The 21,926-nt window shown below is 61.5% G+C and carries 18 protein-coding genes and 3 pseudogenes; 17 read left to right on the top strand and 4 right to left on the bottom strand.

Features of this window, described 5'->3' with window-relative positions; all coding sequences use genetic code 11:
* Nucleotides 1-57: 57 nt before the first annotated feature.
* Nucleotides 58-147, top strand: a pseudogene (locus A5625_RS29980) (aldehyde dehydrogenase family protein); the annotation flags it as partial.
* A gap of 92 nt (nt 148-239) precedes the next feature.
* On the opposite strand, the pseudogene A5625_RS29975 reads toward A5625_RS29980, so the two are convergent.
* Nucleotides 240-1,055: pseudogene (locus tag A5625_RS29975) on the bottom strand (aldehyde dehydrogenase family protein); the annotation flags it as partial.
* A gap of 550 nt (nt 1,056-1,605) precedes the next feature.
* Nucleotides 1,606-2,085: a hypothetical protein gene (locus tag A5625_RS05635; protein ID WP_066989934.1), complete on the bottom strand. Its 480-nt coding sequence runs from the start codon at nt 2,083-2,085 to the stop codon at nt 1,606-1,608.
* Between the two features lie 808 nt (nt 2,086-2,893).
* On the opposite strand from A5625_RS05635, the gene A5625_RS05630 reads away from it, so the two are divergent.
* From A5625_RS05630 to A5625_RS30725, 4 genes are all read left to right on the top strand, one after another.
* Nucleotides 2,894-3,481 (top strand): hypothetical protein, encoded by a 588-nt coding sequence (locus A5625_RS05630; RefSeq protein WP_369829987.1) that lies wholly within the window; start codon nt 2,894-2,896, stop codon nt 3,479-3,481.
* A 227-nt stretch (nt 3,482-3,708) separates the two neighbouring features.
* Entirely contained in the window at nt 3,709-4,176 is a 468-nt protein-coding gene (locus A5625_RS05625; protein WP_156747975.1) for a hypothetical protein, read from the top strand.
* A 64-nt stretch (nt 4,177-4,240) separates the two neighbouring features.
* A complete protein-coding gene (locus A5625_RS05620; RefSeq protein ID WP_156747969.1) occupies nt 4,241-4,888 on the top strand; it encodes a CAP domain-containing protein in 648 nt (215 codons plus the stop codon).
* Between the two features lie 265 nt (nt 4,889-5,153).
* A complete protein-coding gene (locus A5625_RS30725; RefSeq protein ID WP_369829986.1) occupies nt 5,154-5,435 on the top strand; it encodes a DUF732 domain-containing protein in 282 nt (93 codons plus the stop codon).
* Between the two features lie 111 nt (nt 5,436-5,546).
* Here the strand turns inward: A5625_RS30725 and A5625_RS05610 are convergent, their stop codons facing one another.
* On the bottom strand, nt 5,547-6,602 hold the full coding sequence (locus tag A5625_RS05610; protein WP_066989948.1) for a TIGR03857 family LLM class F420-dependent oxidoreductase: 1,056 nt from the start codon (nt 6,600-6,602) through the stop codon (nt 5,547-5,549).
* A gap of 459 nt (nt 6,603-7,061) precedes the next feature.
* Here A5625_RS05610 and A5625_RS05605 point away from each other — a divergent pair, with 459 nt between their 5' ends.
* The 4 genes from A5625_RS05605 to A5625_RS05590 all read left to right on the top strand — a co-directional run bounded on the left by A5625_RS05605 (nt 7,062) and on the right by A5625_RS05590 (nt 9,725).
* Nucleotides 7,062-8,036, top strand: coding sequence for a quinone oxidoreductase (locus A5625_RS05605; protein ID WP_066989921.1), 975 nt, complete (start codon nt 7,062-7,064; stop codon nt 8,034-8,036).
* A gap of 18 nt (nt 8,037-8,054) precedes the next feature.
* The gene (locus tag A5625_RS05600) at nt 8,055-8,873 is read left to right on the top strand and encodes a 2-keto-4-pentenoate hydratase (protein WP_156747963.1); all 819 of its coding nucleotides are present in this window, start codon (nt 8,055-8,057) and stop codon (nt 8,871-8,873) included.
* A complete protein-coding gene (locus A5625_RS05595) occupies nt 8,863-9,363 on the top strand; it encodes a nuclear transport factor 2 family protein (RefSeq protein ID WP_197515981.1) in 501 nt (166 codons plus the stop codon). The genes A5625_RS05600 and A5625_RS05595 overlap by 11 nt, the downstream gene beginning before the upstream one ends.
* Before the next feature lie 71 nt (nt 9,364-9,434).
* Entirely contained in the window at nt 9,435-9,725 is a 291-nt protein-coding gene (locus tag A5625_RS05590) for a hypothetical protein (protein WP_066989915.1), read from the top strand.
* Between the two features lie 996 nt (nt 9,726-10,721).
* Here the strand turns inward: A5625_RS05590 and A5625_RS05580 are convergent.
* Nucleotides 10,722-11,714: pseudogene (locus A5625_RS05580) on the bottom strand (IS481 family transposase).
* Between the two features lie 693 nt (nt 11,715-12,407).
* Between A5625_RS05580 and A5625_RS05575 the strand changes: the two are divergent.
* The 8 genes from A5625_RS05575 to A5625_RS05540 are packed head-to-tail and all read left to right on the top strand — an operon-like array spanning nt 12,408 to nt 21,739.
* Nucleotides 12,408-13,196 carry an ABC transporter permease gene (locus tag A5625_RS05575; protein WP_066989909.1) on the top strand — a complete coding sequence of 263 codons (789 nt, stop codon included), beginning with the start codon at nt 12,408-12,410 and terminating at the stop codon, nt 13,194-13,196.
* Between the two features lie 20 nt (nt 13,197-13,216).
* Nucleotides 13,217-14,047 (top strand): ABC transporter permease, encoded by an 831-nt coding sequence (locus A5625_RS05570; protein WP_369829985.1) that lies wholly within the window; start codon nt 13,217-13,219, stop codon nt 14,045-14,047.
* A 6-nt stretch (nt 14,048-14,053) separates the two neighbouring features.
* Nucleotides 14,054-15,436 (top strand): MCE family protein, encoded by a 1,383-nt coding sequence (locus A5625_RS05565; protein ID WP_066989903.1) that lies wholly within the window; start codon nt 14,054-14,056, stop codon nt 15,434-15,436.
* Nucleotides 15,433-16,476 carry an MCE family protein gene (locus A5625_RS05560; RefSeq protein WP_066989900.1) on the top strand — a complete coding sequence of 348 codons (1,044 nt, stop codon included), beginning with the start codon at nt 15,433-15,435 and terminating at the stop codon, nt 16,474-16,476. Before A5625_RS05565 ends, A5625_RS05560 begins: the two co-directional genes overlap by 4 nt.
* On the top strand, nt 16,473-17,819 hold the full coding sequence (locus A5625_RS05555; protein WP_066989897.1) for an MCE family protein: 1,347 nt from the start codon (nt 16,473-16,475) through the stop codon (nt 17,817-17,819). The genes A5625_RS05560 and A5625_RS05555 overlap by 4 nt, the downstream gene beginning before the upstream one ends.
* Nucleotides 17,816-19,147 carry an MCE family protein gene (locus A5625_RS05550; RefSeq protein ID WP_066989895.1) on the top strand — a complete coding sequence of 444 codons (1,332 nt, stop codon included), beginning with the start codon at nt 17,816-17,818 and terminating at the stop codon, nt 19,145-19,147. The genes A5625_RS05555 and A5625_RS05550 overlap by 4 nt, the downstream gene beginning before the upstream one ends.
* Nucleotides 19,144-20,283 carry an MCE family protein gene (locus A5625_RS05545; protein WP_066989891.1) on the top strand — a complete coding sequence of 380 codons (1,140 nt, stop codon included), beginning with the start codon at nt 19,144-19,146 and terminating at the stop codon, nt 20,281-20,283. Before A5625_RS05550 ends, A5625_RS05545 begins: the two co-directional genes overlap by 4 nt.
* Before the next feature lies 1 nt (nt 20,284).
* Entirely contained in the window at nt 20,285-21,739 is a 1,455-nt protein-coding gene (locus tag A5625_RS05540; protein WP_066989887.1) for an MCE family protein, read from the top strand.
* Nucleotides 21,740-21,926: the final 187 nt, after the last annotated feature.

The raw sequence follows: 21,926 nt of genomic DNA, 5'->3' as shown, positions 1-21,926 counted from the left end.
GGGCTTAGCGACGCAGACATCGACGGTGCCGTCGACGCCGCGGTCTTCGGTGCGTTCATGAACCAGGGGCAGATCTGCATGTCGACCGAGCGCATCGTGGTCGCCTCGCAGCTATGCGACGAGTTCACCAGCAAGCTGGCCGCGCGCGCAGCATCACTTGTGGTGGGCGACCCCCACGATCCCGCCACCCAGATCTGCCCCTGGTTCATGAACGCACCGAAGACCGCGGCGTCGACGGCACCGTCGATGTCTGCGTCGCTAAGCACCAGCATCGGTGCTTTTCCGCCGAGTTCTAGCACCACCCGCTTGAGGTGTTTTCCTGCTAACTCACCGATGATGCGGCCTACGCGCGTAGAACCGGTGAAGTTGATGCGGCGCACCGTCGGGTGGGTGACGAGTCGCTCCACGATCTGGGGTCCGTCTTCGGCGGCGTTGGTGATCAGATTGATCGCGCCGGGGGGCAGGCCGGCGTCGTGGAGCGCGCGGGCGATCTCTGCATGGGTGCCTGGAGTCTGTTCGGAGGCTTTCAGAATGACGGTATTCCCGTAGGCCAGTGGCATCGCTACTGCACGGACTCCCAGGATCAGCGGCGCATTCCACGGTGCGATACCTACGGTGACACCGGCAGGCTGGCGCAGACCGAGGGCCGTCAGCCCTGGCACATCGGATGGAATGACTTCACCCACCGTCGAGTAGGTCTGCGCTGCGGCCTCTCTCAACATGCCAACCGCAACATCGACATTGAACCCGCACCATCTGATGACGCCGCCCATCTCCGAAGCCATCAACGCGCTGATTTGTCGGCTGCGTTCGGACAACAGCTGCGCAGCGCGCTCCAACAATGCTCGTCGCTGACCCGGATTGGCGCCCGCCCATTGCTCCATCCCGTCCGCGGCGGCGTCCACGGCAGCGTCGACGTCACTCACGGTTGCGGCAGCCACTGTCGTAATGGCGTCACCCGTAATGTTCGACGTGTTCACAACGGTACGGCCGGAGCTCGAAGCGGTCCACCTTCCATTGATCAACAGCTCGACGTCGCGCGCGTTCGCGCTCATCGCGCCTCCTAGCTCCTATTGGTCTGCACCCGTGGGTCGCATCTGCATCGCGTCACCGGCTTGCGGCCACGAACACTCATCGATATCGCCAGCCGCTGCGGCATGACGACCCGGCCGAGCTTCGATCAGAGCGCCAGGATAACAGGATGACCAGTGATGATGAATATTTTTGACACTTCATCGCCGCTGTAGCGTCACTGCGGCGTGGCCCACCGCGACGGCGGGAGGTGTGCATGCCGTTGGATGCTTTGGCTGATGCGCTTTGGCAACACTTCGGCGCGAGGTAGATGAACCGAAGCATCGACCGCAGTGCGACTTGGGGCTACACGTGTGCCGGCGACGTGGTGGTCGGATGGCCGGCGCGCAGACTCACGCGAGGTAATGCGCTCACACCGGCGATGTGACCGAACTGCCTGCCCTGGAATGTGTGATGCCTAAGCGTTCTCTAGGCCATCGTTGGCCGCGCGGCCGGCATGGCACAGTTCGTTCGGCCGCGTACGCCTTTGAGCCGGGATTCTTCGGCAAAGGACCACGCGAACCCTGGCGCGCGTCACTGATCGCATGTCATTCCGATCCTGCCACCAGTACTGCACCCGGCGGCGCAACTTCGGTGACACGACTGGCTACGTTGACCGGACTGCCGAACCAGTCCCGAGCCCGGCTCACCGCCCAACCCGACGCGAATACCGATCCACAGTTCGGGCGGTTTCGCGTCGCGGCCGGCAGCCTCCGACAAATCCAACATCGCGTCAACCAACTTGACGGGATCCGGGCAGATCAGCATCACCGCGTCACTGGTCGTCTTGACGAATCGCACTGGCGGGTCGATGATTTCACGCGCTAGCGCGGCCAGGCGTTCAACTAGTCCCACCAGGTCCTCCGGCGGTACCGCCTCGCCCTGGCGAGTGAACCCAACCATGTCGGCGAACGCGACGGTGAGTCGGCGAGCCCCAGGCAGCGCGGTGCCGGCTGCCCGCTCGGTGGCACTGAGTTCCTCGCCCTCCACCGCGCGCCGCAACTGCACGAACATGATGTCGCAAGTCAGCGGACCCAGCAGCGGCGCTACTCGGCGTACTAACGCCTCGTGCGCATTGGCAAGCGCCTCCTAACACGTCGTTACGGCATTCTCCTGATGCAATGCGGCCCATTGGTGGCTCCGGTGGCCTCTGGACGCGTATCGACATCGAGGACATCGCCAATGACGGTGGAGTGTCACCGCGACAGGTAGATCGAATTTCGTCGCTTGACGCTGCGGCGCACCCTAGCTACGTTAACCTCAGGCCGTTTTACGGAATAGTGGTCCACATTACGGACCATGCGAACTGTCAGGGGAGACAAGGCATGACAATGTTGTGGGACGCTCTCCTCACTTCAGGGCGATGCGATGCTGACGGTCAACCGACAGTCAATCCGTCCCGTCCCGGCGAGAAACTACTTCGGCTTGTCGCGGCCAGTGGGGGAAGGGTCTTCGAATGGTCACGGGCGCGTCTTGGTGGACTCGCGCACAGCCAGGACGGGATGCCGTCCAATTACGCAGCCTTGCCACTACCGTCGCTGGCCGACCCGTCGAACGAGGAAGGATCTTCGCAGAAGACCTCGTCGCCAGAGGCGACATCACCTGACTGGCCAGCAACGCAAAATCTCGGCATCGGCCGGTGTCCGCCCGGTAACGGCCGTCCGGATATGACCCAACCTCTGGCAAATACGTTGGTCCGACTGGGTGCTGGTACCGCCAAAGCAACCCGGCGCGTGGTGCCGGAAAGGAATAGACAATGCCAAAGCTTGCTGGTACCGACGGCCGTTGTCTAAACGGCTCTTCCGAAGCGGAGGATGCTGGGTTGGCGCAGGAATCCTCGGCTGAGGAAAAGGAGCACAGCCAGATCGAAGCGACCGACACCGAGGATCCCGCCGATCAGCACGTCAAGCGCTGCGGCCGGACCCGTCTTTCGAGCTTGAGGTCCGCGATCGTCGTAGGTGCTGCCGTCGTGGTCGCAGTGGGCTCTTTGGCTGGCTGGTTGGGCTACCGCACATACGAAACACGACAGGCGCACGCGCAACGTAACCAGTGGGTCGCAGTCGCGCGCCAAGGCGCGTTGAACTTGACGACCATCGATTACACCGAAGTTGACACCGACGTGCAGCGGATCCTGGATTCATCGACGGGCGCGTTCCGCGATGATTTCAAGAAGCGCTCACAGCCGTTTATCGAGGTTGTTAAGAAAGCGAAGTCAAAAACGCAAGGCGCCATCTCCGAGGCAGGCCTGGAATCGCAGCAAGGCGACCAAGCTCGGGTACTCATCGCGGTGTCGGTGAAAACATCGAATGCCGGTGTATCGGAACAAGTCCCGCGCCGTTGGCGGATGAGGATAAGCGTCGAGCGGGTCGGTGACGACGCTAAGGTGTCCGACGTTGAGTTTGTGCCATGAGCCACAGCAAGACGACCGAATTAGAGCGCGAAGTGCCGATCGACAGCGACAACAGCACGAGCGCACCGCCGGCTCAACCTGAAGAAGCGTCGGCTCCCGACGACGCGGTGGCAGACGGCAACGACAACGGCGACGTTCACGGCAAAGCCGACGCGGCTGACGAAGCCGAGCAGGCCGAGACGGCTAAAGACCCAGCCGGGCTGGGCGACCGATTCTCGTGGAAACGCATGGTGGCCTGCGGGCTACTGCCAGCCCTGGCCCTGGCCCTGGGCTCAGGCGCAGGTTATTTGAAATGGCAGAGTGGTAAAGCAGAGTTGTCGCGCGCAGCGGCTGCGCAGTCGACGCAAGCAGCAAGCGAAAACACCATCGCGATGCTCTCTTACCGTCCCGACACGGTGGACAAGGACTTGGTTTCCGCGGCTAATCGGATGACCGGCAAATTTCGCGATGACTACACCCGATTGATCAGTGATGTCGTCATTCCGGGCGCCAAACAGAGGAAGATCTCGGCGGTAGCTAAGGTGTCCGGTGTCGCTTCGGTATCGGCAACCGAAAACCATGCGGTGGTCCTGGCTTTCGTCGATCAGACCGTCACCGTCGGTGATGATGCACCAACTGACACCGCATCCACCGTTCGCGTGATCCTCGACAAGATCAACGGGCGTTGGCTCATTTCACAGTTCGAGCCCATCTAGTGTGCAAGGCCCGCCGCGCAACGCGACACCCATCCCGCGTGGCGATTTAAAAGAGGAGATCGACATGCATCGCAGGCCTCTTGCCATGCCAGGCTTGGTTCTGGCTGCCGGCGCGCTCCTGGGCATGCCCGTCGCCCATGCAGACAACGACAACAACACACTCATACCAAACAACAAGCGGCTCAACGACGGTGCCATCGCCAACGTCGACACGATTCACCGTCAGGCTGGCTGCCTGAACCAGGTCAGGCCCAACCCGCAACTTCAAATCGCAGCGCAGCGGCACGCCGAGGACGTGCTCAACAACCGTGCTCTTGACGGTGATATTGGCTCAGACGGATCTAACCCACAAGACCGCGCCAATGCGGCCGGCTACCACGGTAAGGTGGCCGAGACAGTGGCGATCAACCCCGCCCTTGCGATCAGCAACCTTGAGTTGCTCAACGGTTGGTATCACGACTCCGCAGATTTCGCTGTCATGTCCGACTGTGCCAACAGCCAAATGGGCGTGTGGTCCTTGAACAGCTTGGATCGCACCGTTGTGGTTGCGGTCTACGGGCAGCCAGACCAGCCGGTCAACACTCAGGGCGTGAATGTTCCGCTCGACCCTTTCCCCGACTATGACGCTAGCGACGAAATCGAATTCGGCATCGATTGGTTTCCGTGGATCCTGCGGGGTGTTTACCCGCCGCCGGCGTATGCGCCGCAATAGGGCAAGTTCGTTCAACCCGAGTAATCGCTTCAAGTTGGGAAATCGCATGAACTCGTACTTCGACTCCAGCCGACACGACGAGTTCGAACGCGATATGCACCGAGCGAGTGGGGATGGCGACGGACCGACGCGCGCGCGCCTGCTGCAACGATGCAGGTGTGCCGGCGCGTTAGCCACCAACAGCGGCGGGTGGCTCGCCGCCCTAGTCCTCGTTGCGACTGCCGTCGGCGGGGCGACACAGGTGCTACCGGCGCGGGCGAACGCAATGCCGGCACCGGAAGTGGAGTATGTGTATGACGTCATGGTGCGGCGCCATTACAATTTCGCGAACCCCGACGAAGCCGTCAAGTATGGCTACGGAATCTGTGACAACCTCCGCGGGAACGCGAGCTATGCCCAAATCATGGGCGATGTGAAGCGCGACGTCATGCCCAACGACGAATTTGCGGCCAACTACCTTGTCTCGTATGCGGTTAATTTGCTGTGCCCAGCGCAGATCTGGCAGCTGAGGAACTCGGCCGCAGGCTACCAACCACCCGCACAGTGACGGCATAGGGCCAGTCACCGGCCCACGGTCGCGTCGATGTGGGACGGGGATAAGCGCGTCAACCTGAGGTCAGGTCAGCGGTCTTCACTCTGACCCAAGCGGTGTCCCGGTTCAGGCTCCCTGGCTTGTGGCGCGATACGCCGCGATGATCGGCTCAAGTTCGTCAGGAGTCGCGCCGTGAAGAATTACTCGATCGGCGCCGCAATCGAATTCGCGCCGGATGCGTGCGGCACACTGCTGCGCGCTGCCCGTTGCCACTGAGTCGAACCAGGTGGTCGGAAGAATCTCGGCGATGTGGCTGAGCTGATCATGGGTCGCATCACTTTCGATCGGCTCGGTGAACGAGGAGACGACTGGGTCGGCACGAAATCGGCGAAGCACGAGTGGGTCCCAACCGTAATCAGCGACAAAATCGTCACCGAGGTACTGCAGGTAGTTGGCCAGCCGGGCAACGGTTTTCTGCAAGCGAACTTCTTCCGGTAGGTGATCTCCCGCCGTGATCAGGCATGACCACACGCGAACAGACGCCGGGTCACGTCCAGCGCAGACGGCGGCGTGTTTGATGATCTTGACCGCGCGCGTGAGCGCTTCCTCGTCAAGGAAGGTGTGTAGGACGACGTCGTCGAAGAGTTCGCCTCCAAGCGCGAGATCGTCGTCGTGGAAGGCGACCAAGGCCAAGGGAATCGTCGAATGCATCGGCGCGCAGTCGATCCGCAGCACGGGGAAATCGCCGGCTGGCCCGTGATGGTCACGGATCGTCTCGCCTCGCCAGAGACGCCGGATGAGCCCTGCCCAGTCGCGCATTTGCGCCGTGGTTACCGGAGGAAGCCCGAATGAGCGATATACCGCGGCGACGCCGGGACCGATTCCGAGGATGAACCGTCCATTTGACAGTCGGTCCAGGGTTGCCGCCCACGCGGCCGTGATAACCGGATGTCGCAGGTTGTGATTGGTGGCGGCGATGCCGATGCGGAGCCGAGTTGTAGCGGTGCAGGCAGCACCTGAGAGGGAGGAGGCTTCGGCGCTCATTTTCCAACGTTCGGCAAGAAACGCTGTACCCAATCCCAGTTCTTCGCCACGGCGTGCCTCGTCTATGACGTTCGCAGGGTCCGCGTCAGCCCCGGCCAGTAGGTAAAAACCGAGTTCATCCAGCTTATGATCGCTCAATCTGGGCCCCATTGTTACGTCTCGGCGACGGGTCGACTGCCGTCATGGTGGGCCGTAGTACCCGCCGTCGCAGCGAGGCGGTCGCCACTTTACGAACGGGCTTTCCGGCGTATATTGTTCTGCTATGCAGACCAATGGTCCGTCGCACGGACCATGCCGATGGTACGGTTGCGGATATTTCTGTGTCAAACGCCCTTTGAGTTTCGACGAAAAACTTTACGGAAGTACGGCCGCACGCCGCCAAGGCAAGGCGCCATGCACCCTTGTATTCGTCATTCCGGCGATGACCGCCGAAATTCGCTATGCGCGGCGCGGCTGGCCGCGCTGTCCGAAATGGTCCGTGCCTTATGAGGAGGTCAAGTTGAGAAGTCGCGCGGGGTACAGGAACCGGCTTGAGGACTTGCGTTTCGAGTTCACCGCTGAGCCGCCGACGGATATGACGTTGGCGGTAGACCGCTGATGCGTGCCGTAGTGGTCAAAGAGTTCGGTGGGCCTGATGTGTTGGCTGTCGTGGACCAGCCTGACCCCCATCCGGGCCCTTCCGATCTTGTCGTGCGCGTGCAGGCCGCCGGCGTGAACTTCCGTGATGTGATGGTGCGTCGCGGCGCCTACCCATCGATGCCGCCTCCACCCCTGCGGCTGGGAACTGAGGGGGCGGGCGTGGTGGTCGAAATAGGGCACGATGTTACTGAATTCAGCGTCGGTGATCGGGTGGCGTGGCCAAACACCGATGGAAGCTACAGCGAATTCGCGGTTGTCCCGGCAGCGCAAGCGGTACATGTTCCGCCGGCGGTGGAAACCACGGACGGCGCGGCAGTGCTTGCGCAGGGTCTTACCGCACACTATCTGGCAACCTCGGTCTGGGGTCCCATATCCCCCGGGGACAGCGCCCTGGTTTTCTCGGCAGCCGGCGGAGTGGGGCGCTTGCTGACGCAGATCATCACCGCGCATGGCGGCAGGGTGCTCGGCGTTGTCTCCGATGAAGCCAAGGTGGAGCACGCTCGCGCATCGGGTGCCGAGGATGTTGTGGTTGGCTACGACGGAATTGCCATCGCAGCGCGCAATTTCACTCATGGTCGCGGAGTGGACGTCGTGTTCAACGGTGTTGGTGGCCCGCAGTTTCGGTCAAGCCTGGACTGCGTGCGTCGGCGCGGCATGGTAGTGCTCTACGGCGCATCAGGAGGCCAGACTCCGCTGGTGGATGTCCATGAGCTGGCGGACGCTGGCTCCATCTTCCTCACCAGACCGCGTCTGGCTGACTTCGTAGCGACCCGAGCGGAGCTCACGAAACGCGCCGATGAGGTGTTCAGTTGGCTCACCGAAGGCAGTATCAAGCTGCATCTCTCGGCCAGCTACTCATTGGCCAATGCCGCAGCCGCGCATCGAGCTCTTGAATCTAGAAGTACCACAGGAAAACTCGTTCTTGTGCCATGATTGATTTGAGGAGGATCATTGCCTTCCGACGGCCTCGTCGATCTAGTGTTGAATGACGACACGTGGTCCGAACCGCATGTCGATGTGCTCAGTGTCCAGCCCGAGATGACGTACGCAGACGCGTATGAACTCCAGTTCGAGCACATGCGCAAACGTGTCGCCGGCGGCGATCGGATCATCGGATACAAGGCCGCGGGTACGTCCTTGGCTGCGCGAGACATTCTTGGTGATTCCCCGATGCCGTTGCCGATCGTCGGCACCTTGCTGTCTTCGAATTTGGCGCGCGAAGGTGCGCAGTATGTGGTTAAGCCCGGAGTCACTTACGTGGAAAGCGAAATCGCTGTGGTGCTTTCGGAAGGTCTCGCTGGCCCGCATGTTAATGACCTTGATGCCTCCCGCGCGATCGGGGCACTGTGTCCGGCCATCGAGATCGCACCGTGGTCACCGTCGACCGTGGCCAAACAGCGGAGCGAGCAGCATGCCATCGCTACGCAGAAAACCGATGGGCTCGTTGTCATTGGGGCTCCGCGGTCGTTGGGTGGGGTGCAGGATCTCCACTTGGAAGGCGTAGTTCTGACCGTCGATGGGCGTATCACCGGCTCCGGGACGGGAGCCGAAGTCATGGGTAGTCCGCTAAGCGTCGTGTCAGCCATCGCACGGCATCTGTCTGAATACGGTTTGGCGCTCGAGGCCGGCATGGTTGTTATGACGGGATCCATCACGAAGCCGCTGGGGTTGCCAGATGGCTCTCGAAGCGCCCGAGCGATGTTCACCACACTCGGCAGCATTGGGGTGCGGTTCACGAATAATACAGAAGGGAGCCGGTGTGACCGCTGACATGAAGGACGCACAGGCAATGGAAGCCGCGGTGTTGTGGAATCAGCTGTGGGCCTTGGAGTGTGCATATTGGTCGGAAGTGGATTTCAATGCAGCCCAGGCCGCTCCGGAATACTACACTGAGGACGCCGTCTTCGAAATCGGTATGCCCGGTGCGCGCTTGCAGGGCCGACAGGCGATCGCCAAGTTCTACGCTGGCCGTCGGGAAGCCGGAGCCAGAACCACCCTGCACACGGTGAACAACTTTACGTTGCTGGAGTGGAGCACCACCTCGGCTCGCACTCGTTCGACCGTTTGCCTTTACGGCCGCGATGGTGACGCACCACAGGAATCGGCAAGACCCATCTTGATGACCGATGCCGAGACGTCGTATGTCGTTGTCGCTGTTGGCGGCTGGAAGGTGAGTAGTCGTGTCAACAGGCCAGTCTTTGTAGACTCCGAGCACCTGCCGCTAGAGCGGATCCGCCAAATCGCCGACAATCCGACGTAAGTCGCGTCGGCGGGTAAGTGCGCCCCGCCGACGCGCGCTAAACCAGTTAAGCAGGGGTAGGGAATTAACTGATGCTGGCCCAGATTCTTCTGACGTTCTCGACCGTAGTGATTACCGGAGCACCGATGCTTGCGGACTTCAACCGTACCCATGCAACGAATCCATTGTGGACTGGACATGCGCGCCACCACGTGGGGTGGCAGGCGTTCAGTTACGCCCTTTTGGGGCTGCTTGACCTTTATCTGATCTGGGTTGCTCCAAGCACCAAGAGCCTCGTTGTCAGCGCTGGCATCCTGTTGTGTATGCTCACCGGATTTTTCATCATTGCCTTGAATGTCAAGCGTTTCGGCGGCACATTCTAGGATCCAAACGGCTACCTTCCCTGGGCGCGCCTGACCATATTCGGCAAGCAAATTGAAGTGGCGGAAATGCGACCGTAGCCTCGATCTTCATTTGTGTATTGGTCGGTGCGCGCATCGCCATCTGACATAGCATCGCCAGGTTGATCGTTCAATCGTTCGCTCCAATGTCTGCGTCTCGACGCCGAACAAAACCTTGATCGCGCGTACCGACAGGCCGGTTGTTGCGCCCTGTTGGCCCACGCACCGCGTCGATTTATGCCATGAAGGCCGTTAAGTCTGTGTGGCAGTGAACATCCAGCCTGTGAGGAACTGCCACCGCTCCGACCGGTACGTCGCGGTCTTGGTTTATGCGCCGAGTTGCCGTGCGCAAACCGGCGACGGAGAATCCACGCAGGCATGGGCGCGAACCACGTCGGTCAGGGTCGGGTGGTTGGTCGCTACCCATATCCACTACACCGTGTAGCCGTGCGGGTGGGCTGCGTGGGGATGACGGGTGTCAGTCCGCTTCGAAACTGATGTCTCGGCGGGTGGCAAGCGCAAGTTCGCGCTTCAGTCGCTTCCCGCATGCTCGCCGCGGCGCCGTGAACGCCATGGTGCTGTTGGCCCAAACCGATTCTGACGCGAGCGTCGTGGCGACGAATCGCGCGGCCGCCAGATAGGCTGGTGGTCGCCCAATGAGTAAGCCCCGCTGATGAATCGGCATCGCGAGTGCGGAATTTTCACCGAGGGCAAAATTCTGGTCGTTGTCGTTTGAACACCGCTTTGTCCAGTGGTGCCGTGGTCGCGGCGAGGAACTTACCCGCGGGCGAGAAGCCCAGTGCTGAGCGAGCGTCACCGTCTAGGGTGCGTACAGGTGCGTACAGGTGCGTGGACAGAGCGCCTGCGCAGACTGACCCGGGCCGCAGCGCGTGCTGGGGTTGCTGTTGCATGTGCAGCGGCGGCGGCGGCGCCTCTTCAGCCGGCGAAACCAGCCCCAGGCTAGTGCAACTTGCCCGACTAGCTGTACTGCCCAGGCAGGTTGGTCAACCGCGTGATGGGTGGGGTCTTGCCGATCGCTGAGTGTTGCCGGTGGTGATTGTAGGTGTGCAGCCACGCTGGAAGGGCTGAGCGGCGGGTGCGTTCGTTGGGGTAATGACGGGCAAAGGCCCATTCGGCAGCCATGGTGCGGTGGAAGCGCTCAATTTTGCCGTTGGTCTGAGGCCGGTAGGCGCGGGTCCGTTTAGGCACAATGTGCAGCTCAGCGCAGGCGTGGCGCCAGGCGTGGGAGCGGTAGCACGAGCCATTGTCGGAGAGAACACGTTGCACCGTCACACCACGGACGGCGAACCAGCCCACGGCCCGTCGCAACACCGCGATCGCGGTGGCCGCAGTTTCGTCGTCATGGATTTCGGCATAAGCCACCCGCGAGTGATCATCAATCACGGTGTGCACGAAGCCATGCCCCATCAACTCGTTACGGTGTCGACTGCGTTTGGTGTTGGGCATCGCACGTCGGTTCTTCCATCCTTGAGCTTGTCCCACGAATCGCCAGCCCCCACCGTCGGGGATATTGCCCAACTTCTTCACATCGACGTGGATGAGCGCACCGGGACGGTCGTGTTCATAGCGACGAATGACCTCTCCGGTCCGAAGATCGATGTGCGACAGGCGATTCAGCCGACAACGCACCAGCACAGCGTGCACCGTGGAAGCCGGCATCGACAACCGCGACGCGATGGCCAACGGCGCCAGTCGATGACGCCACCGCAACTCCACGATGCGACGCACCACCGGCGGCGGTGTGCGGTTAGGGCTGTGATGGGGCCGGCTGGAGCGATCGGCCATCCCGGCCTGCCCCATCGCCGCATACCGCACAGCCCAACGTTTAGCGGTCGGCCACGACACATGGAAATGCTCAGCGGCCCGCACGATCGGCCATCACTCATCAACGACACGACGAGCCAGCATCAACCGACCCCGAGGAGTCAAAACAGCGTTAGCGTGGACCACGAAGGTCTCCTGTTCGTTACGGGTGAAGTGGTAGCAGCTCCACTCCACGACAGGAGACCTTCACCATCAACGACCGCTATAGCGTGTCGTCACATCTCAACCAACGACCCTGGGCAGTACAACTAGCAGGCCCAGTGTGCTCCCGATGATTCGTCGTCCAACCGAGGAGCGCGTTCCATTTCTTCCGAGATAGGTCTCTGCTAGATCGGGCAGCGCTAGATAGCTTGCGGCCCAGGGTAGTCCAACGTCGCGCCGCTCTTTGACTGCGCTCGGCGGCGAAGGTCACCGAGTCCTGGGGCCGGTCAGAATGGGTGACGATCCGCGCGGTTGATGGCGCTGGCGAGCTCATCGACAGGGCATGACATATCGCGCCGACCAGATCATCGACGCTCGGCATTTCAGCACTGTCCTAAACCGCCGCGGGCCGTGACCGGGGTGGTTTGGAAACAATATTGCTAGAGTCCGGTATACGGACCGTAAGACTGTGATACGGTCTGTCGCGACCTGGCAACTGGGGTTTTATGCCGCAAGTCATTGACAAAACTTGATGAACAGCGAAAGCTGACCGTCGCGACGAAACTCCAGTCGCCCCCGGGGTCGCTGACCATTCGAGTCGCGGAAGGTAGACGCAGTGATCAATCAGCCTCAGCGTCCAAGCGCCCGTATGAGCCCAATAGACGCGAAAGCGGTGTCATGACAACAGGCTTGCTTCTGCCTCCACCGGCGCGCAACGCCGCGAAGGCGCTCGGCGCGGTCGGTTCGTTCGCAGGGCTGTGCATGGAGACATTCGCCGCGATGGTGCGCCCGCCGTTTGCTTGGAGGGAGTGGTTAGCGCAGTCTTGGTTTGTCGCTCGGGTTTCCCTGCTACCGACGTTGCTGCTATCCATTCCTTTCACCGTGCTGGGAATCTTCACTTTCAACATCGTGCTGGTGGAATTCGGCGCGGGTGACTTCGCCGGAGCCGGCGCCGCCTACGGTGTTGTCACCCAGATCGGGCCGATCGTCACCGTTCTGGTCATCGCTGGGGCTGGCGCGACCGCGATGTGCGCCGATCTGGGCGCCCGCACTATCCGTGAAGAGCTCGATGCCATGCGAGTCATGGGCATAAATCCCATTAAGTCGCTTGTGGTTCCGCGGGTACTCGCAGCCACGGCGGTGTCTGTGATGCTGTCCTCACTGGTCATGCTCGTCGGAATCAGTGGTGGGTTCTTTTTCTCGGTGTTCGTCCAACACGTCACGCCTGGAGCCTTCGCTGCCGGCATAACGGCCATCACCAGCATGACCGACGTGGTGATCGCCTGGATCAAGTCGATGCTGTTCGGACTCGCAGCCGGCCTGATCGCCTGCCACATGGGCACTTCGGTCGGGGGCGGACCTGCCGGCGTGGGCAACGCCGTCAACGAGACCGTCGTCTACAGCTTCGTGGCGTTGTTTGCCATCAATATCGTCGCTACCGCAGTCGGAGTGCAGGTAACGCTATGACGACTGCTGCTCCCTCGGGTATGTATCCGACTCTGCGTCAGCTGTGGTCGCGGTTCGCTTCGGAATGGAACCGCATTGGTGCGCAGACCGAGTTCTACGGCAAGACACTGACCTCCACCGGTGACGCGGTCATCCGCTACAGAACGGAGATGCTGCGCCTCATCGCCCAGATGAGCTTGGGCACCGGCGCTTTGGCACTCATCGGTGGGACTGTCGTGATCATCGGGTTCATGACACTGACCACTGGCGCATTGGTTGCAGTCCAGGGCTACAGCCAGTTTTCCCAAATCGGCGTGGAAGCCCTCACGGGATTCGCGTCGGCCTACTTCAACGTTCGGCTTATCGCGCCGGTAACCGCAGGAATCAGCCTCGCGGCCACCATCGGCGCGGGCGCGACCGCCCAGTTGGGGGCGATGCGGATCAACGAGGAGATCGACGCGCTTGAGGTGATGGGCATCCGCGCTATCGCCTTCCTTGCCTCGACGCGGCTGGTCGCCGGGGTCTTCGTGGTCATCCCGCTGTACTGCGTAGCCGTCGTGATGTCTTTCCTTGCTGCGCGATTCGGCACTACCGTCGCCTACGGCCAATCCACCGGAGTCTATGACCACTACTTCAATACCTTTTTGCGAACCTCAGATCTGCTCTGGTCCTTCTTGCTGACCATCACGATGGCGTTCGTCATCATGTTGGTGCACACCTACTACGGTTTTACGGCGTCCGGCGGCCCTGCTGGTGTGGGTGAGGCCGTTGGCAGGGCCGTCAGGGCTTCCCTCGTCACATCAGTAGTTGTCGTCCTGTTCGTGTCGCTTGCCGTGTATGGCCAGTCCGGCAACTTCAACCTCTCCGGATAGCACCTCGTGAGCCCGCAGTCACGCCGTTTGCCGCACGCCTGGTGGACAGTACTGTTGATCCTCGCCGCGGTCGCCTTCATATTCACCTGCTCGGCCTCGTTCGGAGGCGCGTTCGAATCGGCGGTCCCGGTAACCGTGATGTCCGAAAGATCCGGCCTGGTCATGGAATCGGGCGCCAAAGTCAAGATGCTCGGAGTCCAAGTCGGCCACGTCGGCGGGGTATCGAAGGGCAGCGGGCCGGTCAGCCTCAGGCTGGAAATACTGCCCGACGAGTTAAAGTACATCCCCGCCAACGTGGAGGCCGAGATTCGAGCCACCACGGTTTTCGGGGCCAAGTTTGTCGACCTGGTTTATCCGCAACATGCAAGTGCGCAGCACCTGTCGGCCGGTGCCGTGCTGCATTCCCGCAACGTCACTACCGAAGTCAACACCGTCTTTGAGAACATCGTCAACGTTCTCAAGCGGATCGACCCCTCAAAGCTCAAGGCTGTGCTGACCGCCCTTGCCGACGGGCTACGTGGCCAAGGCGCAGCAATCGGCAACGCGATCACCGACACCAATGAGGTACTGACCGCGCTGAATCCGAAACTACCGGCGATCGACCGTGGTTGGCGGTCACTTAAGAACTTCTCTGACACTTACGACGGCGCGGCGAACGACATCGTCGCCGTCTTAGACAACGCGTCGGTCACCAGTGCAACCATCACCAGCCACGCCGACCAACTGAACGCCGTGCTGCTCAACTCGATTGGGCTCGCGCGCAGCGGTACTGAACTTCTTGGCCCCAATGAGAACGCGTTCATCCGAGCGCTCAATACGCTTGAGTCGACGACAGACGTGCTTGAGCGCTACAGCCCGACGTATACCTGTCTATTCCAGGGGGTGCAGTGGGGGCTCGATCACGGCTTGCGGGAGTCTAATGGTGCCAATGGTCGAACCGCGTTCCTCGACATGGCGTTGTCGTGGGGCGACGACATGTACATGTATCCGGATAACCTGCCTATCATCGCGGCCAAGGGTGGGCCAGGTGGAAGGCCAGGTTGCGGGTCGCTGCCGGACGTCTCGAAGAACTGGCCGGTCCGATACCTGGTGACCAATACCGGATGGGGGACAGGCCTTGACCTCCGCCCCAATCCCGGTCTCGGCCATCCTTGTTGGGCGGATTACCTGCCAGTCACTCGCGGCGTGCCCGAGCCACCCAGCATCCGTCGCTGCATTCCCGGACCGGCAGTCGGGCCGGAACCCTATCCGGGTGCAGCGCCCTACGGGGCGCCGCTCTACGGCCCGGGAGGTGAGCCCCTGTATCCGCCGCCGCCTGGGGCTGCCCCGCCTCCGTCTGCGCCATCGGTAGAGCCGGCGCCGCCCCCGCCTGGAGAGGCAGCGCCATGACAGTGGATTCCCGCGGACAGACGCTCGCCGCTTCGATATGGCGGCTAGGCGCGTTCGGGCTGGTTTGTGCACTTGGCATCTTCGCTCTCGTGGCGATCTTCAATCAGTCGCGGTTCGACAACGAGGTCCCGTACAGAGCTCAGTTCTCTAACGTGACAGGACTTCGATCCGGTGACTTCGTGCGCATCGCGGGGGTCGAGGTAGGGAAGGTAAAGCACATATCGATTGGCGCTGGCGCGGTTGCGCTAGTGGAGTTTTCCATCGACACCACCGTGCACCTCACCCACGCAAGCAGGGCCGTGATCCGCTACGAGAATGTCGTAGGAAACCGGTATCTGGAGCTACAGGAAGGAGCGGGGGATCCTAGGCGACTGGCCGCAGGATCCACCATTCCGCTCGTACGCACCGAGCCTGCACTCGACTTAGATGCGCTGGTCGGCGGCTTCCGGCCCTTGCTGCGCGCGTTGGACCCAAATCAAGTCAACAAGCTCTCCATACAACTGATCCAAGCGTTCCAGGGCCAAGGCGCGACTATCAGTTCCGTGCTGGACAACGTTGCTGCGCTCAGCAACTCGCTTGCCGACCGCGACCAGCTGATCGGCGATGTCATCGCCAACCTGAAAACGATCCTCGGCGAGCTGGACGACCAAAGCCAGCAGTTCGACAGCGCAGTCAAATCACTGTCCGACCTCGTCGGTGGGCTGGTCGCAAAAAAGGAACAGGTCGCGCATGGGATCGCCTACACCAACGCGGCGGCCTCGACGCTAGCCGACCTGCTCGTTGCGGCACGGCCAGGAATCAAGGCAGTGGTCCACGAAGGAGACCGTGTCGCAACAATTGTCGCCAATGATCGCGACTACCTTGACAACCTGCTCGACACCCTGCCTGATTCCTACAAGGTGCTGGCTCGACAGGGGCTTTACGGTGACTTCTTCAGTTACTACTTGTGCGACTTGTTCTTGAAGGTTAATGGGAAGGGCGGCAACCCCGTGTACATCAAGGTCGCCGGACAATCAACTGGGCGGTGTTCCCTCAAATGAGACCACTTCACGAGCGCCGCCCCGTGCTCGTCGGCACCGTGTTTATCGCACTCGTAGCGGTGGCGGTAGTCGGCGCGCTGCAGTATCACCGACTGCCAATCTTCAACATGGGCCATCAATTCAGCGCCTACTTCGTTGAATCCGCTGGGCTACGGCCGGCTGCGAAAGTGCGGGTTTCAGGGTTGGAGGTCGGCGAGGTCGACAGCGTCGATCTCGACGGGTCTCGGGTGAAGGTGACCTTCACGGTCGACAAAGGCATTGCAGTGGGCAATCGGACCGAAGCGGCGATCAAGACCAAGAGTCTGTTGGGCACCAAAGTGCTTGAGGTGACTCCGCGAGGCGACGGCCAGCTATCGGAGCCCATTCCTACCGAGCGCACCTCCTCCCCGTACCAGTTGCCGGATGCGTTGGCCGAGTTGAACAACACCATCCGTGGACTCGAGACCAACAACTTGTCGCAGTCGCTTTCCACCATGGCGGAAACGTTCTCGCAGACCCCCCCCGATCTCAAGATCGCTATCGCGGGCGCAGCGCGACTGGCCAGCACACTCGATGCGCGCGATACCCAGTTGCGCGCTTTGCTCGCTGACGCCCAGAAGGTTTCGAGCGTGCTGGCCAACCGCAGTGATCAAATCGTCAACCTCCTGTCAGCCACTAACGCGCTGTTGGCGGAGCTACGCGCGCAAAGTGATGCACTGGATCACATCGCGGGCAATATCACCGCACTCGCCCATCAATTGCAGGGATTCGTCCAAGACAATCGTGAACAGTTCGGTCCAATGCTGGATCACCTCAACACGGTGATGACTGTCCTGGACAACCGCAAGGCGCAGATCCAGAAATCGCTCAATATGGTCAACCCCTACCTGCTGGCGCTGGGAGAGTCACTGTCGGCCGGGCCATTTTTTAAGACGTACATCGTCAACCTGCTGCCGGGCCAATTTCTGCAACCATTCATCGACGCGGCGTTCTCAGATCTGGGCCTTGACCCGAACGTGCTACTGCCCTCTCAGCTAAGCGATCCCCCAACGGGGCAGCCGGCGACGCCGCCACTTCCAGTGCCCTACCCGCGTACCGGCCAGGGCGGCGAACCGCGCCGGACGTTGCCGGACGCGATCACCGGCAATCCGGGAGACCAACGCTATCCCTACCGCGAACCGCCGCCGGCTCCCGCGCCTGGCGGCCCGCCCCCCGGGCCGCCGGCGATCCCGCCAGGAGGGAAATCCGCAACGGAACCCACACCGAGGCCGGTCTATGTCCCGGCGCCGAATGAGGTTGCGCCTTCGCCTGTTCCAGGTCCGTCAGCTACCGCGCCGCCTGCCGGTGAAACGGGGGGACAATGAGAAAGAACCGTTTTGCCCGTACCGCGCTGGCCGCGCTCCTGACGGCGCTTGCCGTCAGTGGCGTGGTGACTGCGGTCCGGACGGTCGATTACACGCATCGCGTGCAAATAGCGGGTTACTTCGACAACAGCAACGGACTTTTCACTGGTGACGAGGTACGAATCCTCGGGATACGCGTCGGTGAGGTCTCGAAGATTGAAGCCGAGGCGCACCGTGTGAAGATCAGCTTCTGGGTCGATGACAAGTACGCGGTGCCCGCCGACGCAAACGCCATCATCATCGCTCCATCACTGGTCACCGCGCGCGCTATTCAGCTCACGCCGACGTACACCGGTGGTCCAAAGATAGGCAACCACACCGTGATACCGCAAACCCGCACGGCGGTTCCAGTGGAATGGGATGATCTCCGTGCCCAGTTGCAGACGCTGGCCGAAACCCTTAAACCGACCGAGCCCGGTGGCGTTAGCACTTTGGGCGCTTTGATCAACAGCAGCGCTGAGAACCTGCGAGGGCAAGGCGCAAACATTCGCGACACGATCATCAAGCTTTCCCAGGCATTCTCAGCGCTCGGGGATCACAGTGGCGACATCTTTGCGACGGTCAAGAACCTGGCCACTCTTGTCTCGGCGCTACGGGACAGCACGGATGTCCTGCGGCGGCTCAACGGCAATTTCGCAGCTGTGAGCGCTGCAGTGGCCAATGGTCCGGACGAAGTGTCGCAGGCTGTCGAGAGTATCAACCTCGCCGTCGGCGATGTGACTTCCTTTGTCTCCCAGCATCGGGAAGCCATCGGCAGCGCCGCCGACAAGTTCGCTTCGGTGATCAAGGCGCTCAACGACAGCCGAGACGATGTCGAGCAGTTGCTGCACGCGGCGCCGACGACCATGTCCAACGTGGCCAACCTGTATCAACCGGCTCAAGGCGCTGTCTCCGGCACTGCTGCCATCGCCAACTTCAGTAATCCGATCCAGTTCATTTGCGGAGCTATCGAGGCGGCGTCGCGACTGAACGCCCAACGGTCGGCCAAGCTGTGCGTGCAGTATCTGGCACCGATCATCAAAAACCGTGAATACAATTTCCCCCCAATCGGATTCAATCAAATAGTGGGGGCGACGGCGAGGCCTAACGAGATCACCTACAGCGAGGACTGGCTGCGGCCCGACCATGCTCCGCCCGCAGCCCCGCCGCCACCGGGCCCTGGGTCGGCACCGCCATCACCACCGCAGCACGCTGACACGGCGGTGCCGGCTGACGCATTTGGCGCCACCGCCACCAACCCGGCACTAGGTCTGCCGGGCATGATGCTCCCTTCGGGAGGCCCGTCATGAGATCTACTATCCGGCGCTGCGCGGTCGCGGTTGTTGTGGTGCCGCTGGTACTGTGCGCGCTGGCAGGCTGTCAGTGGCAGGGTGTTAACTCGTTGCCGCTGCCGGGCACCGCCGGCGGCGGACCGGGTTCCTACGTGATACAGGCAGAAATGCCTGATATCGGCACTATGCAACGCAATTCACGAGTGCGTGTAGGCGATGTCACGGTCGGGACCGTAACCAATATCCAACGACAGGGTTGGCACGCGTTGGTGACGATGCGCGTCAGCGGTGATACCCCGCTGCCTGCCAACACAACCGCTACGATCGGTCAGACCAGTCTGTTGGGCTCTTTGCACGTCGAACTCGCTGCACCAGCCGATGAGCCGGCCCAGGGACGGCTGCGTAATGGCGCCGTTATCCCTTTGTCGTCGGCGCGCAGCTACCCCACCACCGAGCAGATCCTCGCCGCGGTATCGATGTTGCTCAACGGCGGAGGTCTAGGGCAACTACAGGAAATCATCCGCACGTTGGGTACCGCCTTCAATGGCAGGGCAAACGAAGTGGGCCACATCATGGGCCAGCTCGATGATTGCCTGAGCGCGCTTACCAACCAGATCAGCGACATCACCGCAGCGACGGAAAGCCTGAATCGATTGGCCGGCAAATTCTCGGCCAATCAGCCGGTGCTCGACAAGGCGCTGCACACAATGCCCGGCGCGATCGCGGCCCTGCGCGATCAACGCCACAACCTTGCCGACGCGTTGGACGAACTTGGCAAGTTCAGCGCCTTAGCCACCGACACCATCCTTAAAACTCGCAAGTCGCTCGTGAGTGAGATCAACAGTCTGGGGCCTGTGCTCAAGTCGCTGGCTGATGCGGGGCCTGCGCTGACTCATTCGCTCAGTTTTTTCAGCACGATCCCGTTCACCAAAGAGGAGCTCACCAACTGGATGCGCGGGGACTTTGGAAACATCACGGGTATCATCGATCTGACTTTGAGCCGACTGGATGCCGGATTGTTCACGGGCACCCGGTGGGAGGGTAACCTGACTGAACTTGAGCTTCAGTGGGGCCGCACCCTCGGGCAGCTGCCGAGCCCCTACACGGCGCGCAATCCGCTGCTGAACCCATACCAGTACGACCAGGGGCCGTGACATGCATCTGGACCGGCGTATCAGAATTCAACTGGTGATCGTGGCGGTGATCACCGTCGTGGCTGGGGCAGTAATGGTGTTCGGCTACATGAAAATTCCGACCGAGGTGCTCGGTGTCGGCCGCTACACCGTCACAGTGCAGTTACCGGAAGGCGGCGGGTTGTATGCGACCAGCAACGTCACCTACCGAGGCACAGAGGTCGGGCGCGTCGCCAGCGTGTCCTTGGACGGCCGTGGGGTGGTCGCGGTGCTGTCACTGAAAAGCGATGTACCTATACCCGCCGATGTCAGGGCCGAGATACACAGTGTGTCGGCGATCGGGGAACAATACGTCGCCCTGGTGCCCGGTGAGGCAGCCGCTGGGAGGCTCAAGAACGGTGACGTCATCACCAGCGATCGAACGTCAGTCCCGCTTCCCGTCGACCGGCTCCTGGATACGGTGAATGCTGGCCTCGAGGCGATCCCTCAGGACAACCTCCAAGTCGCGGTCGAGGAAGCGTACACCGCGGTGCATGGGTTAGGCCCCGAGATTTCGCGGATCATCAAGGGCGGCACGGCCCTTGCTGTCGGGGCACACGACAACCTTGACTCGATCACTACACTTATCGACCAAAGCCCGACGCTTCTTGACTCCCAAACCGATACCGCTGACTCCATCCATGCGTGGGCCGCCAACCTTGCTACGGTCACTGGACAACTTCACCGCAGCGACGCTGCCCTCGCCGGAGTGCTTCAAAAGGCACCGGCGGCGACGCAGGAAGCTTGGCAGCTCATCGACCGGGTGAAACCGGCGCTGCCGATCTTAATGACGAACCTCGCCAGTCTCGGCGAAATCACGCTAGTCTATAACCCCAATATCGAGCAGGTATTGGTGCTGCTTCCTCAGATCATCAATCAGGGCAATGGCGCGTCGCTGGCCAACCAGACTGCGGCTGGACCTTTCCGGGCCGCCCAGTTCCTGAACCTCAATATCAATATCAACGTCCCTCCACCCTGCTTGACCGGTTACCTACCTGCCCAGCAGCAGCGCTCCCCGGCACTGGAGGACTATCCCGACCGCCCGCAGGGTGATCTATTCTGCCGGGTACCAAAGGATTCCCCGTTAGACGTGCGAGGTGCTCGAAATATTCCATGCGCGAGGGTGCCGGGCAAGCGAGCTCCCACAGCCAAGCTGTGCAACAGTGACGAGCAGTATCAACCGCTCAACGACGGATTCAACTGGAAAGGCGACCCGAACGCCACCCTGTCGGGCCAAGGTGTGCCGTTCCTATCGCCCGGTGCGATGCCTCCACAGGCACCTGTCGCCGCGCCGCCCCTGGCGGTAGCCCCTTACGACCCTGCGACGGGCAAATACTTGGGACCGGATGGGCGAGTCTATACACAGTCCGATCTCGCCCAAAGTACAACAACCGAAAAGTCGTGGCAATCAATGCTATTACCGCCGGGCCGTCCGTAGCTATATCGATACCAAGGCGCATTGGTGAAACGGGTGCCCGTGTTCCGCGAGAGAAGATCAATGACCGCGTGGCCCAGTATTCATGACGGCTACACCGCTCGGCTGGCTCCGTTCAGCGGGCTGAGGCCCTTCCACGAGATTTTGATGAACGCCCCGGCAGAACAGGCAGGGCCTAACGCAGTTGACG

This window comes from Mycobacterium sp. 1465703.0 (genome assembly GCF_001672975.1).
GTDB lineage: Bacteria > Actinomycetota > Actinomycetes > Mycobacteriales > Mycobacteriaceae > Mycobacterium.
Note: the sequence above shows the minus strand (reverse complement) of the source record. Positions and strands in the feature narration are given on the sequence as shown.

Coding starts and splice junctions, on each gene's coding strand:
- A5625_RS05560 (WP_066989900.1), top strand. CDS start 15,433: ATGACAGTGGATTCCCGCGGACAGACGCTCGCCGCTTCGATATGGCGG.
- A5625_RS05625 (WP_156747975.1), top strand. CDS start 3,709: ATGGTGGCCTGCGGGCTACTGCCAGCCCTGGCCCTGGCCCTGGGCTCA.
- A5625_RS05635 (WP_066989934.1), bottom strand. CDS start 2,085: ATGTTCGTGCAGTTGCGGCGCGCGGTGGAGGGCGAGGAACTCAGTGCC.
- A5625_RS05555 (WP_066989897.1), top strand. CDS start 16,473: ATGAGACCACTTCACGAGCGCCGCCCCGTGCTCGTCGGCACCGTGTTT.
- A5625_RS05545 (WP_066989891.1), top strand. CDS start 19,144: ATGAGATCTACTATCCGGCGCTGCGCGGTCGCGGTTGTTGTGGTGCCG.
- A5625_RS05605 (WP_066989921.1), top strand. CDS start 7,062: ATGCGTGCCGTAGTGGTCAAAGAGTTCGGTGGGCCTGATGTGTTGGCT.
- A5625_RS05550 (WP_066989895.1), top strand. CDS start 17,816: ATGAGAAAGAACCGTTTTGCCCGTACCGCGCTGGCCGCGCTCCTGACG.
- A5625_RS05570 (WP_369829985.1), top strand. CDS start 13,217: ATGTATCCGACTCTGCGTCAGCTGTGGTCGCGGTTCGCTTCGGAATGG.
- A5625_RS30725 (WP_369829986.1), top strand. CDS start 5,154: ATGCCGGCACCGGAAGTGGAGTATGTGTATGACGTCATGGTGCGGCGC.
- A5625_RS05590 (WP_066989915.1), top strand. CDS start 9,435: ATGCTGGCCCAGATTCTTCTGACGTTCTCGACCGTAGTGATTACCGGA.
- A5625_RS05540 (WP_066989887.1), top strand. CDS start 20,285: ATGCATCTGGACCGGCGTATCAGAATTCAACTGGTGATCGTGGCGGTG.
- A5625_RS05575 (WP_066989909.1), top strand. CDS start 12,408: ATGACAACAGGCTTGCTTCTGCCTCCACCGGCGCGCAACGCCGCGAAG.
- A5625_RS05620 (WP_156747969.1), top strand. CDS start 4,241: ATGCATCGCAGGCCTCTTGCCATGCCAGGCTTGGTTCTGGCTGCCGGC.